We start from the raw sequence: 21041 nt of genomic DNA, 5'->3' as shown, positions 1-21041 counted from the left end.
GACATGCTAAACTTTCTTAAAAATTTAGCTACCGGCATCATCCTTTACGGGTGGCAGCAGAACCTGGCGAGGCTTAGAACCCTCAGACGGTCCCACCACACCCTTTTCTTCCATGTCATCAATCATTCTGGCCGCGCGGTTGTAGCCAATGCGGAAACGCCGCTGCAGCATTGAAACGCTGGCCGTCTGCTGGCGCCTGACCAGGTCGACGGCCTGCTCGTAAAGTTCATCTTCAGGCTCCTCAGCATTATTGGCTGCGGCTTCTTCGCCCTTCTGTGGCATCATTTCCTTGTCGTATTCCGGCTTCTGCTGGTCCTTGACCCATGAAATAACCTTTTCAACCTCGTGGGAGGCAACGTATGCACCCTGGATCCGTTCCGGCTTGGATGCACCGACTGGCATATAGAGCATATCGCCGCGTCCTATCAACTTTTCTGCACCAGTCTGGTCCAGAATCGTTCGTGAGTCAATCCCGCTCGAAACCGCAAAGGAAATTCGCGATGGCACGTTGGCCTTGATCAAACCGGTGATGACATCGACACTCGGTCGCTGCGTGGCCAGGATCATGTGGATCCCGGCGGCGCGGGCCATCTGACCCAGGCGCACGATTGCACCCTCAACGTCGTGACCGCCGACCATCATCAGGTCACTCAGTTCATCCACCACGACCAGGATATAGGGCAAAGGAGCCATCACCGTCTTAGTCTTGTCCTGGTTGTTGATGCGCACCTGTTCGTTAAATTCGTCCATATTGCGTGCACCGCTCGCCGCAAACAGCTTGTAGCGTCGCTCCATTTCCTTCACGGCCTTGCCAAGGGCGCTTGCCGCCAGCTTGGCATCGGTCACAACCGGAATCAGCAAGTGCGGCACGCCGTTGTATACGGACAGCTCAACCATTTTGGGATCAATCAGAATAAGCTTGACCTGGTCCGGGGTTGACTTCATTAAAATGCTGGTCAGAATCGTGTTGATCGCAACGGATTTACCTGAACCCGTCGAGCCCGCAATGAGCAGGTGGGGCATCTCCGCCAGAGGGGCGGAGACAATCTGACCACTGACATCTTTGCCCAGCGGCACCTGCATTGGATCCCTCTTCGCCGTAGCATCCTGATTCTGCATTACATCCTTAAAGGCAACAACGGAAGTAGTCCGGTTGGGCACCTCTATTCCAATGAAGGGTTTTCCCGGAATCGGAGCCTCGATCCTGATATCTTTGGCGGCAAGCGCTAGCGCCAGGTCGTCTGCCAGGTTGACGATGCGGCTCACCTTCACGCCCACAGCTGGCTGAATCTCGTAGCGCGTAATCGTTGGTCCCAGAATCGCCTTCTTGATGATCACGTTCACACCAAAACTCTTAAAGGTCGATTGCAGCGTCTGCGTATTCTTCCTAATGAGGGCCTTGTCCGTTGATTGATCGGCATTAGGCACGTTGTCAAGAAGTTTCAAGGGCGGCTTCTGGTACTGCGGATTTACCTTCGCTGTCTGCTTTAATTCGCCGTGGTCAACCGTACCCAGCTCCTCGACCATCTTTTTGTCCTCATCTGCAAACGAGTGCGCCCGGGGCAGGTCCCTTTCTTTTAGGGGCTGTTTAGGCTGCGTTGGAGCTTGCGCCTCTTCCTGCCCTTCATCAGCAAACTGAATTTGCGGCTCCTCATCTTCACCTGCCGCACTGTCCTCCTGGGCGCTAGCAAACGCGGACGGTGCGTCCGCATCATCGTGGCTGCTCGGTTCACCTTCAGCAGTGAAGTCGTCAACATTCGGAAAAACGGGCGACTCGCCTGCAAGCGGGTCATCCAGGTCCGGGGCCTTCTGCTCTTTCCTTTTTTGTTCCTGCTGCTCACGCAGAAGACTGTACTTGTCCTTCAGCTTGGCTCCGGCTTCCTTGTTTTTCCTGATGAAATGCTGGCTGAGGGACTGAAACTTGCCAAGCACGTCCTTAAACTTGACGTCAAAAAACATCAGAATGCCGGTGGGGATAAACAGGCATGCAAACACGCGCAGGCCAATGTGACCCAGCAGTGGGTAAAAAAGCTGGTAGCACAGGGCACCAATAACGCCGCCGCCAACGGATTCGGTAATGGCCGCCCGGCCAAATTCAGCCCTCATCTCGTGCCAGAAAACGTTCATGAAGGCGCTGTTAACCAGTTCGCGTTCAAAATAGAGGCTGCTCTGAATGATTAAAAAACCGAGGATAGCCAAAAACAAGCCGCTGCTGCGCTTAAACTTAAAGTGCAGGGGCTTGTTATAAATCAGCATCACCAGGCCAAAGACGACGCAGAGCCCGGCCGCCAGCAGGTATGAATTGCCAAAGAACAAGCGAAAGACGTTGGCAGTTTGCCTGCCTAAGATGCCAAACCGCGCAAACACCAAGAGGGCGCAAATTACCAGGACAAGGCCCGTAACGGCCCAGGACATCCCGGTGTTTTGCGTTTTTTTGCGTGCTTTGGTTGCTTTTCTTTTTTTCTTAGGCATCTTTTCACCTAATCAAGCGTTAAAAGTTGGCTTTGAAGTTCAAATTAACCGGCTCATCCAGCGTAATTTGGGTAACTTCATAGGTTAACGTCTCAATGTACTCGACCAGCGGGCGGCTGAGCAGCTTGTAGTCGCTTTTGGCAAGGTCGCTGCCGTCACCGAAGTAGTCCTTAAGCTGGACAATCTGACTGATCACGCCGCTGACGGAAAACTGGCCCGGAGCGGGTGCAACGTCGAAAACAACGGTTACTTCGAAGTAATTGCCGTTTTCGCCCGCGTCGGTCGTCCCGTCCTCGTTCTGCTTCTCCACCTTCTTCAGGCCGAAGTTAACGTTGTCCTTGGTTGTGGCCTCTTCATTAATATCGTAGTGAAAGTTCTTGACCATCACTGGCGTTTCTTTGCTAAAATCCATTTCTATTCTCCCCCTAAATTACGTTCGTAGCGTCCTGGCCGGTTGTAACTGTCCTTCAGCTTGTCATTTTGATAGTGGTGTGCGGTCTCCATGTTGGGAAAACCCTGCTGGCGCAACGCCTCAAGCAGGACGATTGCCACCGAGTTGGCCAGGTTGTAGCAGCGGATATTGTCCGTCATGGGAATCCGCAGGTTCCGTTCATAATATTCTCGCATAAACGTTTCCGGTAGACCAGTTGTTTCCTTGCCAAAAACAAAATAATAATTTTTGCCGGGTTCGGTGTAGTCAACCTCCGCGTAGTTCCGCGTCGAAAACTTAGAGATGAGGTAGAGCTCGTCCTGCAGCTGCAGCTTCTTAAGGAAAGCCGCAAGGTCGGCGTGCCTGCGGACGTCAACCTTGTCCCAATAGTCGAGCCCGGCCCGCTTCATCTTCTTGTCGTCAATCTGAAAGCCCAGCGGCTCAATCAGGTCGAGCACCGTGCTAGTGCCCGCACACGTCCGGGCAATGTTGCCCGTGTTGGCCGGCATTAATGGTTCGTATAAAACAACGTGATTCGTCAATTTTTTCTCCTTAACTCAAAAAGCGTGGTACCGTGACCACGCTTCTTTAATTCTTGTCACTCTTGGTCTTTACCGGTGCCCTTGGTGGTCAATACCGTGCTCTCGTCTTCTTCAAACACCTTCGAAACCCTGCGGTAATAATTGTAAACGCGCATGGTGATGATTTTCAGGACCGCGTAGATCGGAATCCCGAAAATAACGCCCCAGAGGCCCCCAACGGCACTTGCACCAATCAAAACCAGAATGGTGGTAACGGGGTGCATCTCCATCTTGTTGCCCATGACCAGCGGACTGATAATCCGCGACTCAATGGTCTGCTCGACCACGAAGACGACCAGAACCTTGATGATCATCGGGCCCGACATCATGATTGCAATCACGATTGCCGGGATAAAGGCAATGAAGGTCCCAAAGTAGGGAATCAGGTTTAAAAAGGCACTAAAGACGGCCAACGCAATGCCGTACTGCAGTCCGACCAGGCTGTAGCCGATTGCAAACATAACGCCCACCCAGAAGGCAACGGTAATCTGCCCGCGGATGTACGCGGCCAGCGCGCTGTTGATTTCATACAGAAGCTCGCTAAAGCCGCTTTGCCAGCGTTTAGGGGCAAATTGCGTCAAGTAGGGCCGCAGCTTGTGCACGTCCTTCAGCATGAAGAACAAAATGAACGGGGCCGTCACGAGCGTCATGAAGATAATCGTCACGATGCTGATCGCTGAAGAAATGTTGGTCAGGGTCGCGTTGATCGTGTTCTGTCCGGACTTGAACAGCGTATCCTGCGCCCGGTTGATTACATCGTTAATATTGTTTTTGACGCTGTGCAGCTGCGGGCTCTGCAGCGTATTCTGCAGCGCGATCGACGCATCCTTCCAGATGTGCGGCCAGTTCTTGATCAGTGAATTAACCTGCCCCTGCACTACCGGCAGCAACGTGTTGATGATCCACACGAGCAGAACCGCCACCAGCAGGAAGAGCACGCTAATGGTTATGATCCGCGGCACTTTGAACTTGCGTTCCAAGACGTCCACCAGCGGGTTCATAATGTAAAACTGGATCAATGCCAACATTAGCGGCGGAAGAACCGCGCTAACAAACAAGCGCGCCGGATTCAGAACAAAAGAAACCTGATTAAACAGCCAGATTACCAAAAAGAACAGTAAGATATTGACCAGCGCGATGCTAAAACGATTGTTTAAGAACCATTTTTGAAAAACGGTTTGCTTATTATGCTTTTTTTCGTAATCCATCAAATCATCCTAATCAAATGTGCTCGTAAATAATATCGTCGCCGACGTTAAATTCAGGCGCGGTCTGCTTGTCCGCAAACCTGAGGTAAACGGCGTTGGCCAGCGGGTTGCGCGGCTTTTTTTGGTCAAAAAACAGGGTCATGTGGCCCAGGGCCTTCATGTCGCTCACGACCATGGCGCCAACGTAGGCGGCCACATACGTTTCGCCGTCAATCGTGATCGTGTCGCCCTTCTTGAAAATAAACCCGTTCAGCTGCATGTCATCCGTAAACTTTTGAATGACTGCCACGTCGGCAAGGTCCTTCGTGACGGATTCACCGAACAGCATCACCATGCTGGCCTTGGGCTCAATTGCCTGCTTGCCGATTTTTGCAATAGTTGAGATCCACTTCATTTTGTGCTCCTTATATAAGCTCCTTAAGACCTAATTTTAGCATAACAAAAACCGCTTAACTAATATATTGGCGGTTTTCTTTGTTAGATCTTTATTTTTGGCGGTGACCAGCGTTAGCACGTTGTGCCCAAAGCCGAAGCAGCCCATTGCGGCGCGTGCTATACTATTTGGTAGACAATATCTTTAAACGTGACGGAGGTTTAACTAATGAAAGTATTGACTGGTGGCTACACCAAGAAAAAGGGAACCGGGATTTACGAACTGCCGGTAGCCGAAGCAGATGACGGTCAAGCAAGACTAACCGCGGCGCGGGAAATAATCAGAGTGGACGGCCCCACTTACTTCGCCGTTGACCAGGACCTCATCTTTGCAATTACCAAGGCAGGCGATTGTGGCGGCATCACCGCCTTTAGGCTGCACGCCGGGAAGTACCAGGAGGCGTCTTCTTGCCTGACGCCGGGTTCATCGCCGGCCTACATTGGCATCAACCGCACGCAAAAGCTGCTCTACACGGCAAACTACCACACAGCGGTCCTGGCCGTCTTCTCCTACGATGCGGCAGGTGAATTGACGCTGCTCGATCAGGTTGTTCACACCGCAGATACGCTGGGCCCGCAGCCCGAACAAGCCGACGGCCCGCACCCCCACTTCTTTGACGAAACGCCCGCCGGCAACCTGGTCAGCTGCGATTTAGGCAATGACCGCGTCGACTTCTACCGTCTTGAAAATGGGCGCTTGCGCCAACTGGCCAGCTACCACAACGAAGCCGGCTTTGGCAGCCGACACATTGTTTTTAGCCCCGACGGACAATACTTCTACGTGGTCGGCGAACTCGCCAGCAAGGTTAACCTCGTTAAGTTCAGCGAAAAAAACTGGAGCTTCTCAAGCGTTGCGACTTACGCCACAATCCCCTCTACCTTCACCGCTCATAACGGTGCGGCGGCCATCAGAATCAGCCGCGACGGCAAATTTGTCTACGTTTCCAACCGCGGCCACGACTCTATCACCGTCTTTGCCGTCAACGCCGACCACACGCTGCAGCTGCGCCAGCGCGTTTCGACCTTCGGGGAATTTCCGCGCGACTTTGGCTGGGACCGGTCCCAGCGCCTGGTGGTCGCGGTCAACCAGAATTCCGACAACGCAACACTCTACACGCGCAGCACGCAGGACGGCTGCCTGACCCCCATCCAAAAAAACATTGCGGTTCCCGAAGGGACCTGCGTTCAGTTTCAAGAATAGGTTAAGACGCATGCAAAACGCACGCTGGCAACTGCCCGCGTGCGTTTTTTGGTCCATCTAATTAGACTCGTCCTTATGCTGCTTAATTGCTGCCCCCCGCTTTTGCGCCCGCGGATTGCACGCCCCGGCTTCAAAGCCACATTATTTGCCAGATGGTCATAAATAATACAGCACTTTTATTATCCCTCCAGTTCCTGCCACAAGTCCTGCATGTCCCGCGGCTCCGGAACTGTGACCTCAACCTGCGCGCCACCCGCAAAGGGGTCCGGGAAGGACAAGTAAAAGCAGTTGAGTGCCTGGCGGTCAAAGTCGTCGCGAACGCCGTACAATGGGTCGCCAAACAAGGGGTGGCCCAAATGCTGCATGTGCAAACGAATCTGGTGCGTGCGGCCCGTGTAGAGGCGCAGCTCGACCAGACTCGCGCCCGGAACCTGCTTCAACACGCGGTAAGCGGTCACGGCCGCCTTGCCGCCGGAATCGATGCTGCGTGCAACGGTGGCGGTTGCGCGTCCAATCGGCGCGTTAACGACGCCTGCCAGTTCACCTAGAGCAAAGTTGCCGTGCACGATTGCATGATATTTTTTAATGAAGTCATCTTTGCTCAGCTTGCTGAAACGAGCGTGGGCAATTGCGTTCTTGCCGATCAGGACTAGCCCCGACGTGTCTCGGTCCAGACGCGTCACGACGTGGGGCTTGATACCCGTCAGCTTTTTCTGCACAAAATAACCCAAAACACGGTTGACCAGTGCATTATCGTCATAGCGCGACGGAATCGAAAGCAGCCCCGCCTCTTTATTGACCAACAGGTAGTTGGGCGTCTCCTTGACAATAGCAAGCGGCTTCGTCGACGGTCGCAGCCACGGGTTGTCTTTTTCCTTGCCGGCCACGAAGATTACCTCGTCGCCCGCATGCAGAAGATAGTTGGTGTAGCGGCGGTGGTGGTTGACCAGCAGCAGGCCGCCACGGTTCTTGGCGTCGTTAATCGCCTGCTTGGAGAAACCGTTTTTCATTAAAAAAGCCCCCAGGCGCAGCGAACCCTGCCCGCGGACGGTAAGTTTAAACCACGTCATTGTCGTCTCCAATGAAGGCACTGTGAACGCGAGTCCAGAAGTGCGTGTGCCCGAAGCGGTCAAAGCGGATTGCCTTGCTGGAAATGCGGTAGTTGATTTTCCGCGCGTTGCGCACGTTGATGCGGCTGCCATCAACGGTCATCACGAAGTGGTCGGCGTTGGGCACAATTGTGATCTGCTGCTGGGGGGCAATTACGATGGGCGACGACAGCGTCCTGAAGACCCGGTTGTTGATGGACGCAATCTCGGCCATCTGCAGGGCCTTGAGCTGGGGGTGAATCACGGCGCCTCCGAGCGACTTGTTGTAGCCCGTCGACCCGGTTGGCGTTGACACGCAGAGTCCGTCGCCGCGGAAGTTTTCAAAGAATTGGTCGTCAATGAAGACGTTGGCCTCCAGGGTGTGCGAAACCCGCTTGACCGCCGACTCATTCAGCGCAAGGTAGTGCCGCTTTTCGCCTGCCTCCGTCACCAGCTCGGCTTCCAGCAGCGGGTAGCGCGCCGTTTCTGGCTCCCGCAAAAAGAGTGCGTCAACCATTTTGTCCACCCCCGTGCTGCGCCAGTCAGTGTAAAATCCGAGGTGCCCCGTATGAATGCCGATGAACCGAATGGAACTAATCTGGCTTTCATAGCGGTGGAAGGCGTTGATCAGCGTCCCATCTCCACCGACCGTGATGACCACGTCGGGGTACTTGGCGTCAAAGACCACGCCGTTTTTTGCTTCAAGCACTTTGCGCAGGTGCGCCACCACCTTCAGCGTCTCTTGATTCGTATTATGGGCGATTGCTATCCTCATTATTTTTCCTTACCCTTGTTTTTGGTGAAGACTCTCTGTGCTTCCTGCACCTCGTCCTTGATCAGCGACATCTCCTCGTCAAGCTTGTACGCGGATTCCGCAGTCGACTTCAGCCGCTTTGAAATGTCATCGGGATACGAGCCCTGGTACTTATAGTTCAGCGTATGCTCGACCGTCGCCCAGAAGTTCATCGCCAAGGTGCGGATTTGAATTTCAGCCAGTAATTTCTTGGGACCGGCGGGCAGATAGACGGTGTAGGAAATCACCATGTGGTATGAGCGGTAGCCGGACGGCTTAGCGTTCTGCACATAGTCACGCTCTTCAACCACCTCCATGTCCGCACGCGCGTGAATCAGGTCGACAACCTTATAGATGTCATCGACGAACTGACTAACAATCCTGATGCCCGCAATATCCTGCATATCGGTTTCAATCACGTCCGGGCTGATCACCCGGCGCTCCATTTTTTCCTTAATTGAATCGACCGACTTTACCCGGCCGACCACAAATTCGATCGGTGAAAGCTCCCCTTTAGTCAAAAAGCTCTGCCTAAGGGAGCGGAACTTAACCTTTAATTCTCGAACGGCCTCATCGTAGGGCCACAAAAAATTATCCCAATCCATTTTCATAGAAATAGTTCCTTTCTCAAACAGCATACTCATTTTAACACAAAACACGTGCGAGCAATTTTACGGAGCAACCGTTTACAGAAAGCGGACTATTTTTTTGACAATGCTGGCTAATTGACTGGCGCCAAGGGCCTTTTAGCACCGCAAGCATTTTTGCGCACCCATCCTTAATCACTACCTTAAGATTATGATAAACTAGTTGACACGCTCGGCGCATGCCGTGGCGTGAATGCGCCATCTTGCTTTCAATAAGCCCCTGTATAGGACTTCTTTTGCGCGTTATTTTTATGCTTTCATAAGCTAAAATTTTGACTATTTTACTAATCTTGACCGAAAATGATAGATACTATGCTTGAAGGCTAAATTGCTAGCGCTAGCGCACAAGGGCGGACCGCTAAAATCTTTCATGTAGTACTTAAATGAAACTGGGTCTGTTTTTTGAATTTTTGCGCAAGTTGGAAAGGAATGATTGCTTTATGTCTGAAAACACCGAAATTGAGGCCAAGGTTGTCTTGCCTCAGGATATCTACCGCAAAGTGCTTGCGGGCTTTGCGTCCAAGAGCAGCTTTGACCAGGTCAACTACTACTTTGATACGGACAGCGGCCTTCTTAAAGAGGCCAACGTGAGCTGCCGCATTCGGCTCTTCGCCGACCACGGCGAACAGACGCTGAAGGTGCCAAATACCAGTCCCGTCCAGGCCAACTACCACGAGGCGATCGAGATCAATGACGCCCTGACGCTTGCCGCGGCCCGGCACTTGGTCGACCAAGCCCAAACGCACCCTGATTTTAATTTTCACGGCACCGTCGGCAGCTACCTCAACGCGCATTTTGGTCCTGCTATAAGTCTGCGCTTGCAAACCTATTCCAAGACCCACCGCAGCCTTCTCAGGGGGCCGCACGGCTGCGAGCTGACGCTTGATGATACCGTTTACCCCGATGGCTACGAAGACTTTGAACTCGAGATTGAGAATTCGCAACTAGCCTTAATCAAGGGTGTTTTAAGCCAGTTAAAGCAGGACTACGGTTTTACCCAAAACGCCGCCAACACCAACCAGGCAAAAATTGCGCGCGCTTTCAATCACCGTGCTAAAATGTGAATACGTTAAGTGTATTTCCCCTAGTTCAACCGGCCATTCAAAAAATACACAGCCACTTAATCAGTACGGAGGAGTCTGACTATGTTTGAGATTTTTCTCTTTGTTAATCCCATTGGCACATATTGCTACGATGCAGAAGTTTTAGTTAAAGAAGCAATCGATGAACTCAATATCAATACCTGTTTCCACTTCGTTCCCATTACCAATGCGAAGGTTATCAAGGATGATATCATGCGGCGCAAGCGGGCCAGACAGCACATCAGCAGCGTCTCGGAATACACGTTGGCATCTTACCAGGCCCTGCGCAATTACCACGCTATCAAGTTCGAATACGGCAACAAAAAAGCCCGTTCATTCCTAGTAAACCTGCAGCGTGCACTCAACCAGAATTTCAACCGGTATTCCGCAGACCTACCGAAGAAAATCGCAAACAAGCTCAACCTCGACTACGACCGGATCACCAGCCCCGCCATTAGCGGCTACATCGAGGATTCGATCCAGCTGGACAAGAACCTGGCACAAAAATTCAGCGTCAACAACTTCCCCACCACCATCATCTTCAACGAAAGCGGCAACTACAACGGCATCCTTCTGGAGGGCATCGTGGCACACGACAAATTGATCACGCTGCTACAAAACGGGAGTTGCCTGGAGGAGCAAGAGAAGTACTACCCTAGCACCCACCTGCGCCTGATTTAAGGTAAAAAGAAGCATTGTCGCATGAATGAACCCGGCGCAGCCGGCTAAACACCCACTCGGGCAGGTCGGCGATTGTCATCTGGTTCTCGTATAATTTAGCCGCGATGCACATTCCCTTAATACTCTTTTGCACCACTTGCTGCTGCAGGTAACGCCTCTGCACGCCGGGATCCACGCGGTAGTCTTTAAGCACCGGGCGAAAGTGCCACAGACGCGCTAATCCAGCCGCGTTCAACGCAAAAATCGCCGCTTGGCAATGGACGGTCTCCGACAGCGGTGCAAGCTTGACGTTATACTTGAGGGTCAGCACTTCTCTATAAGGATTGATTTCTAAATAATAATCACGCCACAACCTGTTTTCGCGAAAGAAAATGAGTTGTGTTTTTTTGATGCTGCGCTGCAGGTAGTGCCGGCGCCCTACTACCCAGATGTCCCTGACGCCAATCTTATGATACAGGGCATGACGGTGGCTGAACTCAGCGCTGCCAAGCGGCGCACACTGCACCTCAAAGGCCAGCTGCGGGCTTGCCAGGACATCGGCACGCAGTCGCCCGCCTGCTAGTGAAACCTCAAGACAGGCATCAAAATGTGCCCCACGCAGCGCAGACTGCAGGAATTTTTTGCTGCGGGCATGTTCTTCTTTTTCGCTAACCGAGTTATTAACCCGTGCTGCGTGTTTAAAGTAGGCCGTAGCGGCCTTAATCACGAGTTGCACCTTTTGCCCGCAGCGGGGACAATAGAACAGCTGCTCCTGCACCCGGATGGTCCCTTTTTCCAGCAATTTGGCCGCTACTTTCGCCGCTACCAGCTTATTGTTCAACAGTGCCGCGTACATAATCGCCACCCCTTAATTAAGTACGCAAAAAGGACAAGTTTTACCTTGTCCTTTATTAGAGCATCAGTGCTTCGTTTTAGTAAAATAGTTGCGCAACTGTTCCAAGGCGTCATGCGCAATCAGGCACTTGCCGGTCGTTTTGACCCGCGCCATCTCGCTTCTTTTAACCTTAAGGCCATATTCGGTGGCAATTGCCCATGCGTCATCGGGCTTGAGTTCCACGTAGTTTTCATCCTGAAAGTCCAAATCCAGGTAGAATTTTCCCCGCTCGAAGTAAAGGCTTGAAGAAAGGTCGCTTACCCGCAAGCTGTCGGCCAGTTCTGTCACACGGTCAATATCATCAAAGCAGTACGCCTGCTCCTTCTGGAACTTCTTGAGCGACTTTTCCATCTTGGCCTTGATCGCATCGTCTTCATCCGCCCCAGCCGATTCTTCTTGCGCGTCGTCATCATCGGCCTCCAAGTCCAGAAACGACCTGCGCAGGTCATTTTTGCCCGGGCCCATCTGGGGCTCACCCGTGGCGCTATCAATCAGCTGGGACAGGTCATCGCGGTCCTTTTTTGGCACCTTGGTAATGAGCAGGTCCAACCCGCCATTATTGGGCATCACCTGGAAAGTAACGGGCGCATCCTGACTAAATGAGTGGTCAGTGTCAACTTCATCCAAAATTGAATAGAAAAAATGCTGAATCTTATCCCTGTCGCCCAGCAGGTCTAAGACCTTCAAGCCACGCCTTGCCAGTTCATTTTTATCTATTCGTACCCGAATAGTATTTTCATTAATGTGATCTACTTGCACGAGTTCTCACCTCCACTGGATCCTTTCAACTATTGTAGCCTATTTTGCCCATAAAATAAAAGCGTTAGTCTAAAAACCAACGCTTTTTCCGCAAAAATTCTTAATTACAGGTCTGCAGTTTTCTGCATTTCTTCAAGCTCAAGCCGGCGAACCTTGCGCGGCAAGAACCGCCTGATTTCGTCCTCATTATAACCAACCTGGAGGCGTCGGTCGTCCATAATAATTGGTCGTCTTAAAAGACTTGGATTCTTCTCAACCAAGCCAAGCAATTGATCGATTGATAGATCATCAAGGTTGATTTTCAGTTGTTGAAATGCTCTCGAACGCGTTGAAATAATTTCTTCCGTGCCATTCTCAGTCATCCGCAGAATTTGGATAAGTTCCGCCTTGGTAAGTGGCTCTGAAAAAATATTCCTTTCCCGAAAAGAAATATCGTGCTTCTTCAGCCACGCCTTGGCCTTGCGGCATGAGGTACAACTCGGAGATACATATAAATTTACCATATATTCACGCTCCTTTGAACGATACTATTCCTTACCAGAAACATTATAGCACATTACTTCTTTTTTGTAAGTAGTATTTTAAAATAAATATTAAAAAAGGCACATCAATTTTCATTAATGTGTCTTTTTCTTGGTTACTTGTTTACTTTTGCCATTAAGTCCTTAACGAGCTGCTCATTTTCCTCTGCCGTTTCGGAAATAAAACAAGCCTGGTTGGCTAATTCCTTAATGTCAGCGGTGTTAAGACTCTTCATCAAGCTTCTAATGCGCAAAATTGAGGTTGCACTCATTGAGTACTCGTCGAGTCCCATTGACAGCAGAATCGGGAACATGGTGCTATCGCCAGCAGCCTCCCCACACATGCCACACCAAATGCCATTTTCGTGGGCTGCATCAATCGTGTGCTTGATTAAGCGCAAAATTGCGGGGTTAGCCGGTTGATAAAGGTAAGAAACATTATCATTGCCACGGTCAGCCGCCATTGTGTACTGAATCAAATCATTGGTGCCGATTGAGAAAAAGTCAACTTCCTTGGCAAATTGATCGGCTAAAACCGCTGCCGCTGGAACTTCAATCATCATGCCCACTTGCAGGTCTTGACCAACCTTTGTGCCCTTTGCAGTCAATTTGTCTTTTTCTTCGCTCAAAATGGCCTTGGCCTTACGCAATTCGGCCAGCGTGCCAATCATCGGGAACATAATCCCGAGGCTACCATATGCCGAAGCCCGCAAAAGTGCACGCAGCTGCGTCCGGAAAATCTGTTCATTTTGCAATGACAATCTGATTGCCCGCACACCCAAGAATGGGTTCATTTCTTCCGGCAGGTCCCAGTAATCCAGGTGCTTGTCGCCACCAATGTCCATTGTTCTGATGATTACCTGCTTGCCATGCATGCCCTCAATGACTTCTTTATAAGCATTGAATTGATCATCTTCACTCGGAAAGTCCTTGGAGTCCATATACAGGAATTCGGTTCTGTACAGACCAACGGCCTCGGCACCGTTTGCATGTACGCCTTCCATATCATTGGGCGTACCAATGTTTGCCGCAATCGTGAACTTCTTGCCGTCAGCGGTCACTGATGGTTCATTCTTCAGTTTTTCCCATTCAGCCTTCTGCTTTAAGAAAGCCGCACTCTTTTGCTTGTATGCAGCGATCTGGTCGGCGCTTGGTTCAACAACCGCATCACCGTTCAGCCCGTCAACAACCAGCGTCTGGCCGTTTTCAACGTCCGTGGTGATCGAATCGGTCCCCACAACGGCTGGCAATTCGAGCGAACGGGCCATAATGGCCGAGTGGGCTGTCCGGCCGCCGATATCGGTGACAAAGCCCCTAACAAACTTTTTGTTTAACTGCGCGGTATCACTCGGGGTTAAGTCGTGGGCAACGACGATAACCTCATGGTCAATAGCAGCTGGATTAGGCAATTCCTTGCCTAAGAGGTGGGCCATAATCCGCTTTGAGACATCGCGCACGTCGGCCGCACGCTGCTGCATGTACGCATTATCGGTCATGCCCTCAAAAATGCTGATGAATTTCTGCGCCGTCTCGTCAAGCGCCGCTTCACTGTTGACCTTTTGATCCTTAATTGCGGTTTCAATCGCCCCGGTAAATTCAGGGTCATTCAAAATCATCAAGTGGGCTTCAAAGACCTGGGCTTCGTCTTCACCTAAACTCTTTTTCGCATCATCACGAATTTTTTCAACTTCAGTCGTTGAGACTGCAACTGCGTCCTTGTAGCGAGCTAGTTCGCCATCAACGTCGCTGACAGTGGTCTTTGAGAACGAAAGATCCGGTTCAACCAAGAGATAGGCTGGTGCTACAGCAATACCATCGCTTGCAGCAATTCCTTTTAATGTCTTGGTCATTATTCTGCCAAACCCTCTTTTTTCATTGTGTCAGAAATAGTTGCGATTGCATCTTTTTCGTCGTCGCCTTCGGCACTGATTGTCACATCGGCATTCTTGCCCACGCCAAGCGACATCACGCCCATGATTGACTTCAAGTTAACAGACTTGCCGTTGTATTCCAGGTTGATATCTGAACCAAACTTTGAAGCGGCCTGTACTAACAATGTAGCCGGACGAGCATGAATACCTGTTTCTGCAATAACATGAAAATCGCGTTTTTCCATTATAATATCTCCTTTGAATTGAAAAAATCAAACCGGTAAAATCTACCTATTCGTGTATTAGATTATCATTTTTTTGTGAATTAAACAACAAAAATGTAACAGTTTACATCACTAAAGTTCACTCTTTGACTTAGTATAAACTATTTTTCCGCCACGCAGGGCTTTACCGGTTATGTTCTGTCTTTTGCCAAAAGATCTCAAGGCTGCTTGGAATGCAAAAGCTTTCCCCGGTTCCACTTCATAATGATCAAGCGCACCACTTGCCAACTGCTCAAGAATTATTTGGTAATCCAAATATACCACCATTTCTTTTAAACTAAAACACACTAAATCTTCCTTCAGCAAATTTTCTGGTTTTGCTCAGGTCATTTTACCATATTTTATACTTACTAAAAATAAGTTTTCCAGCACTTAGCACTTGATTATCTAGAGTGCTAATTATATAATTTAGTGGACATAACTTGAAATGAAAGGCGGTATTTACATGCTTTGTCAAAATTGTCAAAAACGGCCAGCTTCCATTCACCTTTTCGCTAAGGTCAATGGCCAAAGCCGTGAAATTAATTTATGTGGACAGTGTTATCAACAACTAAAACAACAGGGAAATATTAACATGAGCAGTGACAATGGTGGATTCTTTGGCGACTTTAATGACCTCTTCAACAGCTTTAACGGCAGCGCAAGTGGCAACTCCGGTGAACCGCAAATGAGTAGCGGTCAGGGTACCACGCCCCCGAACGGTGCCAATGGCGGTGGTCGTTCGCTGCTTAGCCAGTACGGTACAGACCTGACCGCACTTGCCAAAAAGGGCAAAATCGACCCGGTCATTGGGCGCGATAAGGAAATTGCGCGCGTGATCGAAATTTTAAATAGAAGAACGAAAAACAACCCCGTGCTGATCGGTGAAGCCGGCGTGGGCAAAACCGCCGTCGTTGAGGGGTTGGCCCAGCAGATAGTTGACGGTTCCGTGCCCGCAAAGCTGCAGGACAAGCGAATCATCTCGCTTAACGTGGTTTCACTGGTACAGGGCACCGGCATTCGCGGTCAGTTTGAACAACGGATGCAGCAGCTGATTCAGGAGTTGCAGAACCACAAGGAGATTATTCTCTTTATCGATGAAATTCACGAGATTGTTGGTGCGGGCAATGCCGAGGGCGGCATGGACGCCGGCAACATTATCAAGCCCGCACTCGCCCGCGGCGACCTGCAATTAGTTGGTGCAACGACGCTCAAGGAGTACCGTGAGATTGAAAAAGATTCAGCACTCGCCCGTCGCTTCCAGCCCGTTGACGTTAAGGAACCATCGGTTAACGAAACGATCCGGATTCTCCAAGGGATCCAAAAGCGCTACGAGAGCTACCACCACGTGCACTACACGGATGACGCAATCAAGGCAGCCGCAGAGCTGTCTGAGCGCTACATTCAGGACCGCTTTTTGCCAGATAAGGCGATCGACCTGCTCGATGAAGCCGGCTCGCGCATGAACCTGACGATTCCCTTCGTCGATAAGGAAAAAATGAAGGAACGGATTGACGCGGCCCAACAGCTTAAACAGGAATCACTCAAAAATGAGGACTATGAAAAGGCCGCTTATTACCGTGACCAGATTGAAAAGTACAATAAGATGAAGGACCAGAAGGTTGATCCCGATAAGTCACCCGTGATTAGCGCTAAGATTATGAACAAGATCGTCGAAGAAAAAACGGGAATTCCGGTGGGCGATTTGCAAAAGCAGGAAGAAAACCAACTGCAAAATCTCGCCCCCAACCTTAAGGCGCACGTCATTGGCCAGGACAAGGCCGTTGACAAGGTGGCCCGGGCCATTCGGCGCAACCGCATCGGCTTCAACAAGACCGGTCGGCCTATTGGCTCCTTCCTCTTCGTTGGTCCCACCGGCGTGGGCAAGACCGAACTCGCCAAGCAGCTGGCCAAGCAAATGTTTGGTTCGGAAAATGCGCTGATTCGCTTCGATATGTCTGAGTACATGGAATCGTATTCGGTCTCCAAGCTGATTGGGTCGGCTCCGGGCTACGTCGGCTACGAAGAAGCCGGCCAGCTCACCGAACGCGTTCGGCGCAACCCGTACAGCCTGATTCTGCTTGACGAGATTGAAAAAGCCGATCCATCGGTTATGAACCTCTTCCTGCAGATTCTGGATGACGGGCGCTTGACCGATTCGCAGGGGCGCACGGTTTCCTTCAAGGATACCATCATTATCATGACGTCAAATGCCGGTCAGGGAATGAAGAACACCAGCGTCGGCTTCAACGTCGAGAATGCAGAGGACAAACCCGACTCCGCTAGAAATTCGATGAGCCAATTCTTTAAGCCCGAATTTTTGAACCGGCTAGACGACGTCATTGAGTTCAACGAATTGTCTAAGGACGACCTGCTTAAGATCGTCAACCTAATGCTGGACGAAGTCAACGACATGGTCAAGACGCAGGGACTGCAAATCACGGTTACCAGCGAAGCCAAGAAAAAGTTGGTCGAAGAAGGCTTTAATCCGGATATGGGTGCGCGTCCGCTGCGGCGAACGATTCAAGAAGAGGTTGAAGACAAGGTGGCCGACTTTAAGCTGGATCACCTGGATGCAAAGAACCTCCTGGTCAGTGTGAACGCTAACCAGATAGTCATCACTGAAGCAGAGGAAGCTGCGGCACCTGCTGGTGGAGAAAGTTCAAACTAGTTCAAGCTCAGCGAAAACTTCTACATCTTACCAATATTTTCAGTTAAGACTGTTTTTGCTAAAGAAAATATTTAAAAATAGCGGTATACTAATTATAAAGAACTACTAGAAGAAACGGGTGAAATCCATGCATTTGATAGATGTAACCAACAGTTATAGGGATCTAGTTCACAATCAGCTAAATTCCACCAGAGTCAATTACGTCAAGGTTTATTCCCTGGGCAACACCTCCGTGATCTACACCGAAAGCGATGAGGCCATTGGCATTGTCTTGGAAAACCACAACCGGCGCGTCCGCAAGGAAGAGACTGATTTCGTCATTGAGCGCTTAATTAAAGAAAAGAATCCGTCGTATACGCTAACCGTTGACAAGAGTCAACACGTCATCGAGATTCATATTGACAAGTAGCAAAAATGCTGGCAGCGATTGCCAGCATTTTTTTGTAGATTATAATTTTTCGGTTAGCTTGACGTCGGGGTACTTGTCCTGGAAAAAGCGTTCAGCAAATTGATTCTCAAACAAGAACAGCGGCTGATCGTAACGATCCTTGACTAGCAAGTTGCGACTGTTGGACATGGCCAAATCGAGCTGTGCGGGATCAATCCAGCGGGCAACCCGGTGACCGATACTGGTCATTTCCACATCGGAATTGTATTCGTTCTGCATGCGGAACTTGAACACCTCAAATTGCAGCTGCCCCACGGCTCCCAAGATATACTCATCAGTTTGGTAGTTGCGGTAAAGCTGAATTGCGCCCTCCTGCACCAGCTGGGTCATCCCCTTGTGGAAGGACTTCTGCTTCATTACGTTCTTAGCGCTGACCCGGACAAACAATTCCGGCGTAAATTCCGGCAGCGGCGGATAGACAATCTTGCGCTTGCCGGCATAAATACTGTCGCCAATCTGAAAGTTGCCGGTGTCATACAGGCCAACAATGTCGCCGGCAACCGCATCGGTCACCTGGACACGCTCACTCGACATAAATTCGGTAGCATTATTCAGCCGGATCGGCTTGCCGGTCCGGGCCAGGGTAACATCCAAGCCCCTCTTAAACTCTCCGCTGCCGACCCGCACAAAGGCAATGCGGTCACGGTGGTGGGGGTTCATGTTAGCCTGAATTTTAAAAACAAAGCCCGAGAAGTCTGCGTCATCGGGGGCGAGCACTTCCGCATCATTAACCGTGTGTGCTGCAGGTGCGGGCGCCAATTTGACAAAGCTCTGCAAAAAAGTCTCAACGCCAAAGTTGGTCAGCGCCGACCCGAAGAAGACCGGCGTCTGCTCGCCCTGGGCAATCTTTTCCTCGTCAAAGGCGTTGCCCGCTTCCTTAATCAGTTCAATTTCACCCAAAGTATCCTTAAACTGGGGATCCTGGCTGAACGGTTCACTGGCATCCAGTTGACCCGCCTTGTCCAAGGGCAAGAAGCGCTCAGCGCCGTCCTTGTGGTAGAGCTCGACGCGGTTATGCGCGAGGTCATACAGCCCCTTGAGGGTTTGCCCTGAACCGATGGGCCAGTTCATGGCCACGCCCTCGATGCCGAGCAGGTCCTCGAGTTCGGCAATGAGGTCCAGCGGCGGGCGGCCATCACGGTCAAGCTTGTTCATAAAAGTAAAAATGGGGATGCCACGCTGCTTGACTACCTTAAATAATTTTTTGGTTTGCGGCTCAATCCCCTTAGCCGAATCGATCACCATGACCGCTGAATCGACGGCCATCAGCGTCCGGTACGTGTCTTCCGAAAAATCTTCGTGCCCCGGGGTATCGAGGATATTGATCCGCTTGCCCTGATATTCAAACTGCATCACGGAACTGGTAACCGAGATGCCCCGCTTTTTTTCGATTTCCATCCAGTCACTGGTCGCATAGTGGCCCGTTTTGCGCGCCTTCACCGTGCCCGCACTGCGGATGACGCCCCCAAAAAGCAGCATTTGCTCCGTGATCGTGGTTTTACCTGCGTCAGGGTGCGAAATAATTGCAAATGTTCTTCTCTTTTTTACCTTGTCTAAAAGTCCTTCACCCATTAATTACTGTGTTCCTCTTCCTTTTCCTTGTTTGTTTCTTTAGGGATTGTCAACAAGAGCGTGAGCAGCCGTGAGCGCTGCATCCTGCGCGTTGTCAGCACCATGCCGTTGTCCAGCTTGACCGCTAGTTTTTCGCCCTTGGCCGGGATAATGCCCAGCTTGGTAATCACGTAGCCGGCAACCGTATCGACATCCTCCATTTCGAGGTCGGTACCGAACTGCTCGTTGAAATCATCGAGCGGCATTTTGCCGTAAATAACATACTTGTCCGGCGCAAGCTGCTTGACCAAAACCTCCGCCCGGTCAACTTCGTCATCAATGTTGCCGACAATTTCCTCGATTAAATCTTCAATTGTGGCGATGCCCACCACGCCGCCGTATTCATCCGTCAGGATGGCCAGCTGCTGCTGCGTTTGCTGCATTTCAACCAAGAGTTCGCCCAGGTCTGTTGTTTCGGGCGCAAATAAGGGCGGATTCATCACGTCATCGTAATCAATCTGTGCAAATCCCTTTTCATGGGCCTTGCGCAGGACGGTGCGAATGTGAATTACGCCCACGATTTTATCCTTATCCCGCTGGTAAACCGGAATCCGTGAATACGGCTCACGCAGAATTTCATCCAGATTATCCTGCAGGCTATCATTGCAATCAACCATAAAGGCATCGATCCGCGGCACCATAACCTCACGAACCATCCGTCCCTGGAAATCCAAAACGGCATTTAACATCGAAAATTCGGCGTCACTGATTTTTTTATGATCGTGCAAAACTTCTATTTCAGTGGTTAAGTGCTCTTTTGTTTCTTCATCGCTTGAAGGGGAAAATTTATTTTTGAAACGTTGAAATAAACTCCCCTCAGCAGGGTCGCTAGCCATATCTTTTGCTCTCTTTCTTAAAAAACCAACTAAAGTAATCACATTATATCATGTACGGGGTTGATATGTTAGAATAGCACGTAAGAAATGAGGTTCAGCCATGAAAAAAAGTCACGTTTTACTCGTATTTACCTTCCTGCTGCTGGTGCCCTACCTGTGCAGCCTTGCCATTATCGGCATTGGCTACGATGCGCTCGTTTTGCACTCAGCCGATTTGTTCAGAACCACTATCGGTGCACTCGTGGGCGCCATGGTCATGTTTGCAATCAAGGCCACAATCCAGCGTCCCGTTGACTTGCTCGCAGTTGACGTTAACGATGGACTGCTAAAGCAGCTGCTGCGCTTCTTTAGCATCCGGCGGCGGCCCCTATTGCAAGTTGCCAACATGGTGCTGGACTTCATCCTGTGCTTTGCGGCGACCTTTGTCGTCCGCGACTTCCTCACTTTAGACCAGATCGTCGGTCAATCGGTGGGAATCGTCATGCTCGTCATGCTCCTGTCCACGTGTCTTGGCGCCTACGTTGAGTACGACAACCTGTCCGTCGACCCCAAGCAGCACTAACCGCTATTAA

Annotated in this window: 22 protein-coding genes; 6 read left to right on the top strand and 16 right to left on the bottom strand. The window is 50.7% G+C overall.

Annotated features, from left to right (window positions below; translation table 11 throughout):
- Positions 1 to 24 precede the first annotated feature (24 nt).
- The 5 genes from AC2JF8_RS00505 to AC2JF8_RS00485 are packed head-to-tail and all read right to left on the bottom strand — an operon-like array spanning position 25 to position 5085.
- Positions 25 to 2472: a DNA translocase FtsK gene (locus AC2JF8_RS00505; RefSeq protein ID WP_500760204.1), complete on the bottom strand. Its 2448-nt coding sequence runs from the start codon at positions 2470 to 2472 to the stop codon at positions 25 to 27.
- A 19-nt stretch (positions 2473 to 2491) separates the two neighbouring features.
- Positions 2492 to 2884 carry a DUF1149 family protein gene (locus tag AC2JF8_RS00500; RefSeq protein WP_500760202.1) on the bottom strand — a complete coding sequence of 131 codons (393 nt, stop codon included), beginning with the start codon at positions 2882 to 2884 and terminating at the stop codon, positions 2492 to 2494.
- A 2-nt stretch (positions 2885 to 2886) separates the two neighbouring features.
- Complete coding sequence (locus AC2JF8_RS00495) at positions 2887 to 3444, bottom strand: tRNA (cytidine(34)-2'-O)-methyltransferase (RefSeq protein WP_500760199.1); 558 nt, start codon at positions 3442 to 3444, stop codon at positions 2887 to 2889.
- A 56-nt stretch (positions 3445 to 3500) separates the two neighbouring features.
- Positions 3501 to 4691, bottom strand: a complete 1191-nt coding sequence (locus tag AC2JF8_RS00490) for an AI-2E family transporter (RefSeq protein ID WP_500729296.1) — start codon at positions 4689 to 4691, stop codon at positions 3501 to 3503.
- 13 nt (positions 4692 to 4704) lie between these two features.
- A complete protein-coding gene (locus tag AC2JF8_RS00485) occupies positions 4705 to 5085 on the bottom strand; it encodes a PTS glucitol/sorbitol transporter subunit IIA (protein WP_500760197.1) in 381 nt (126 codons plus the stop codon).
- A 207-nt stretch (positions 5086 to 5292) separates the two neighbouring features.
- Between AC2JF8_RS00485 and AC2JF8_RS00480 the strand changes: the two genes are divergently transcribed.
- Positions 5293 to 6324, top strand: a complete 1032-nt coding sequence (locus AC2JF8_RS00480; protein ID WP_500760195.1) for a lactonase family protein — start codon at positions 5293 to 5295, stop codon at positions 6322 to 6324.
- A 179-nt stretch (positions 6325 to 6503) separates the two neighbouring features.
- On the opposite strand, the gene AC2JF8_RS00475 is transcribed toward AC2JF8_RS00480, so the two are convergent.
- The 3 genes from AC2JF8_RS00475 to yjbM are packed head-to-tail and all read right to left on the bottom strand — an operon-like array spanning position 6504 to position 8816.
- Entirely contained in the window at positions 6504 to 7394 is an 891-nt protein-coding gene (locus AC2JF8_RS00475) for an RluA family pseudouridine synthase (protein ID WP_500760192.1), read from the bottom strand.
- On the bottom strand, positions 7381 to 8187 hold the full coding sequence (locus AC2JF8_RS00470) for an NAD kinase (RefSeq protein WP_500729292.1): 807 nt from the start codon (positions 8185 to 8187) through the stop codon (positions 7381 to 7383). Before AC2JF8_RS00470 ends, AC2JF8_RS00475 begins: the two co-directional genes overlap by 14 nt.
- Positions 8187 to 8816, bottom strand: a complete 630-nt coding sequence (gene yjbM / locus AC2JF8_RS00465; RefSeq protein ID WP_500760189.1) for a GTP diphosphokinase — start codon at positions 8814 to 8816, stop codon at positions 8187 to 8189. Before yjbM ends, AC2JF8_RS00470 begins: the two co-directional genes overlap by 1 nt.
- A gap of 476 nt (positions 8817 to 9292) precedes the next feature.
- On the opposite strand from yjbM, the gene AC2JF8_RS00460 reads away from it, so the two are divergent.
- Complete coding sequence (locus AC2JF8_RS00460; RefSeq protein ID WP_500729290.1) at positions 9293 to 9916, top strand: CYTH domain-containing protein; 624 nt, start codon at positions 9293 to 9295, stop codon at positions 9914 to 9916.
- Positions 9917 to 9997: 81 nt separating this feature from the next.
- Positions 9998 to 10615 carry a DsbA family protein gene (locus tag AC2JF8_RS00455; protein WP_500760186.1) on the top strand — a complete coding sequence of 206 codons (618 nt, stop codon included), beginning with the start codon at positions 9998 to 10000 and terminating at the stop codon, positions 10613 to 10615.
- Here AC2JF8_RS00455 and AC2JF8_RS00450 read toward each other — a convergent pair.
- From AC2JF8_RS00450 to ykzS, 6 genes are all read right to left on the bottom strand, one after another.
- Positions 10590 to 11450: a competence protein CoiA family protein gene (locus tag AC2JF8_RS00450; RefSeq protein WP_500760184.1), complete on the bottom strand. Its 861-nt coding sequence runs from the start codon at positions 11448 to 11450 to the stop codon at positions 10590 to 10592. The genes AC2JF8_RS00455 and AC2JF8_RS00450 overlap by 26 nt on opposite strands.
- A gap of 63 nt (positions 11451 to 11513) precedes the next feature.
- On the bottom strand, positions 11514 to 12248 hold the full coding sequence (locus AC2JF8_RS00445; RefSeq protein ID WP_500729287.1) for an adaptor protein MecA: 735 nt from the start codon (positions 12246 to 12248) through the stop codon (positions 11514 to 11516).
- A gap of 104 nt (positions 12249 to 12352) precedes the next feature.
- Positions 12353 to 12751, bottom strand: coding sequence for a transcriptional regulator Spx (gene spx, locus AC2JF8_RS00440; protein WP_500729286.1), 399 nt, complete (start codon positions 12749 to 12751; stop codon positions 12353 to 12355).
- 134 nt (positions 12752 to 12885) lie between these two features.
- Positions 12886 to 14619, bottom strand: coding sequence for a phosphoenolpyruvate--protein phosphotransferase (ptsP, locus tag AC2JF8_RS00435; protein WP_500729285.1), 1734 nt, complete (start codon positions 14617 to 14619; stop codon positions 12886 to 12888).
- Complete coding sequence (locus AC2JF8_RS00430; protein ID WP_500729284.1) at positions 14619 to 14885, bottom strand: phosphocarrier protein HPr; 267 nt, start codon at positions 14883 to 14885, stop codon at positions 14619 to 14621. The genes ptsP and AC2JF8_RS00430 overlap by 1 nt, the downstream gene beginning before the upstream one ends.
- 111 nt (positions 14886 to 14996) lie before the next feature.
- Complete coding sequence (gene ykzS, locus AC2JF8_RS00425) at positions 14997 to 15230, bottom strand: protein YkzS (protein ID WP_500760182.1); 234 nt, start codon at positions 15228 to 15230, stop codon at positions 14997 to 14999.
- Between the two features lie 139 nt (positions 15231 to 15369).
- Between ykzS and AC2JF8_RS00420 the strand changes: the two genes are divergently transcribed.
- Together AC2JF8_RS00420 and AC2JF8_RS00415 are read left to right on the top strand one after the other, a co-directional pair.
- Positions 15370 to 17574, top strand: a complete 2205-nt coding sequence (locus tag AC2JF8_RS00420) for an ATP-dependent Clp protease ATP-binding subunit (RefSeq protein ID WP_500760180.1) — start codon at positions 15370 to 15372, stop codon at positions 17572 to 17574.
- Positions 17575 to 17701: 127 nt separating this feature from the next.
- Complete coding sequence (locus tag AC2JF8_RS00415) at positions 17702 to 17983, top strand: DUF1827 family protein (RefSeq protein WP_500729282.1); 282 nt, start codon at positions 17702 to 17704, stop codon at positions 17981 to 17983.
- 39 nt (positions 17984 to 18022) lie between these two features.
- On the opposite strand, the gene AC2JF8_RS00410 is transcribed toward AC2JF8_RS00415, so the two are convergent.
- Positions 18023 to 19594: a peptide chain release factor 3 gene (locus AC2JF8_RS00410; RefSeq protein ID WP_500760178.1), complete on the bottom strand. Its 1572-nt coding sequence runs from the start codon at positions 19592 to 19594 to the stop codon at positions 18023 to 18025.
- The gene (locus AC2JF8_RS00405; RefSeq protein WP_500729280.1) at positions 19594 to 20469 is read right to left on the bottom strand and encodes a hemolysin family protein; all 876 of its coding nucleotides are present in this window, start codon (positions 20467 to 20469) and stop codon (positions 19594 to 19596) included. The genes AC2JF8_RS00410 and AC2JF8_RS00405 overlap by 1 nt, the downstream gene beginning before the upstream one ends.
- Positions 20470 to 20569: 100 nt before the next feature.
- Here AC2JF8_RS00405 and AC2JF8_RS00400 point away from each other — a divergent pair, with 100 nt between their 5' ends.
- Positions 20570 to 21031 carry a hypothetical protein gene (locus AC2JF8_RS00400; RefSeq protein ID WP_500760174.1) on the top strand — a complete coding sequence of 154 codons (462 nt, stop codon included), beginning with the start codon at positions 20570 to 20572 and terminating at the stop codon, positions 21029 to 21031.
- The last annotated feature ends 10 nt before the right edge of the window (positions 21032 to 21041 follow it).

It is taken from the genome of Lactobacillus sp. CA30L (assembly GCF_059900845.1).
The sequence above is the reverse complement of the archived record's forward strand: the minus strand, read 5'-3'. Positions and strand labels throughout refer to the sequence as shown.

What these genes read in the sequence shown, in the direction of transcription:
- AC2JF8_RS00505 (WP_500760204.1), bottom strand. Translation starts at nt 2,472, where the DNA reads ATGCCTAAGAAAAAAAGAAAAGCAACCAAAGCACGCAAAAAAACGCAA.
- AC2JF8_RS00500 (WP_500760202.1), bottom strand. Translation starts at nt 2,884, where the DNA reads ATGGATTTTAGCAAAGAAACGCCAGTGATGGTCAAGAACTTTCACTAC.
- AC2JF8_RS00490 (WP_500729296.1), bottom strand. Translation starts at nt 4,691, where the DNA reads ATGGATTACGAAAAAAAGCATAATAAGCAAACCGTTTTTCAAAAATGG.
- AC2JF8_RS00485 (WP_500760197.1), bottom strand. Translation starts at nt 5,085, where the DNA reads ATGAAGTGGATCTCAACTATTGCAAAAATCGGCAAGCAGGCAATTGAG.
- AC2JF8_RS00480 (WP_500760195.1), top strand. Translation starts at nt 5,293, where the DNA reads ATGAAAGTATTGACTGGTGGCTACACCAAGAAAAAGGGAACCGGGATT.
- AC2JF8_RS00475 (WP_500760192.1), bottom strand. Translation starts at nt 7,394, where the DNA reads ATGACGTGGTTTAAACTTACCGTCCGCGGGCAGGGTTCGCTGCGCCTG.
- AC2JF8_RS00470 (WP_500729292.1), bottom strand. Translation starts at nt 8,187, where the DNA reads ATGAGGATAGCAATCGCCCATAATACGAATCAAGAGACGCTGAAGGTG.
- yjbM (WP_500760189.1), bottom strand. Translation starts at nt 8,816, where the DNA reads ATGAAAATGGATTGGGATAATTTTTTGTGGCCCTACGATGAGGCCGTT.
- AC2JF8_RS00460 (WP_500729290.1), top strand. Translation starts at nt 9,293, where the DNA reads ATGTCTGAAAACACCGAAATTGAGGCCAAGGTTGTCTTGCCTCAGGAT.
- AC2JF8_RS00455 (WP_500760186.1), top strand. Translation starts at nt 9,998, where the DNA reads ATGTTTGAGATTTTTCTCTTTGTTAATCCCATTGGCACATATTGCTAC.
- AC2JF8_RS00450 (WP_500760184.1), bottom strand. Translation starts at nt 11,450, where the DNA reads ATGTACGCGGCACTGTTGAACAATAAGCTGGTAGCGGCGAAAGTAGCG.
- spx (WP_500729286.1), bottom strand. Translation starts at nt 12,751, where the DNA reads ATGGTAAATTTATATGTATCTCCGAGTTGTACCTCATGCCGCAAGGCC.
- ptsP (WP_500729285.1), bottom strand. Translation starts at nt 14,619, where the DNA reads ATGACCAAGACATTAAAAGGAATTGCTGCAAGCGATGGTATTGCTGTA.
- AC2JF8_RS00430 (WP_500729284.1), bottom strand. Translation starts at nt 14,885, where the DNA reads ATGGAAAAACGCGATTTTCATGTTATTGCAGAAACAGGTATTCATGCT.
- AC2JF8_RS00420 (WP_500760180.1), top strand. Translation starts at nt 15,370, where the DNA reads ATGCTTTGTCAAAATTGTCAAAAACGGCCAGCTTCCATTCACCTTTTC.
- AC2JF8_RS00415 (WP_500729282.1), top strand. Translation starts at nt 17,702, where the DNA reads ATGCATTTGATAGATGTAACCAACAGTTATAGGGATCTAGTTCACAAT.
- AC2JF8_RS00410 (WP_500760178.1), bottom strand. Translation starts at nt 19,594, where the DNA reads ATGGGTGAAGGACTTTTAGACAAGGTAAAAAAGAGAAGAACATTTGCA.
- AC2JF8_RS00405 (WP_500729280.1), bottom strand. Translation starts at nt 20,469, where the DNA reads ATGGCTAGCGACCCTGCTGAGGGGAGTTTATTTCAACGTTTCAAAAAT.
- AC2JF8_RS00400 (WP_500760174.1), top strand. Translation starts at nt 20,570, where the DNA reads ATGAAAAAAAGTCACGTTTTACTCGTATTTACCTTCCTGCTGCTGGTG.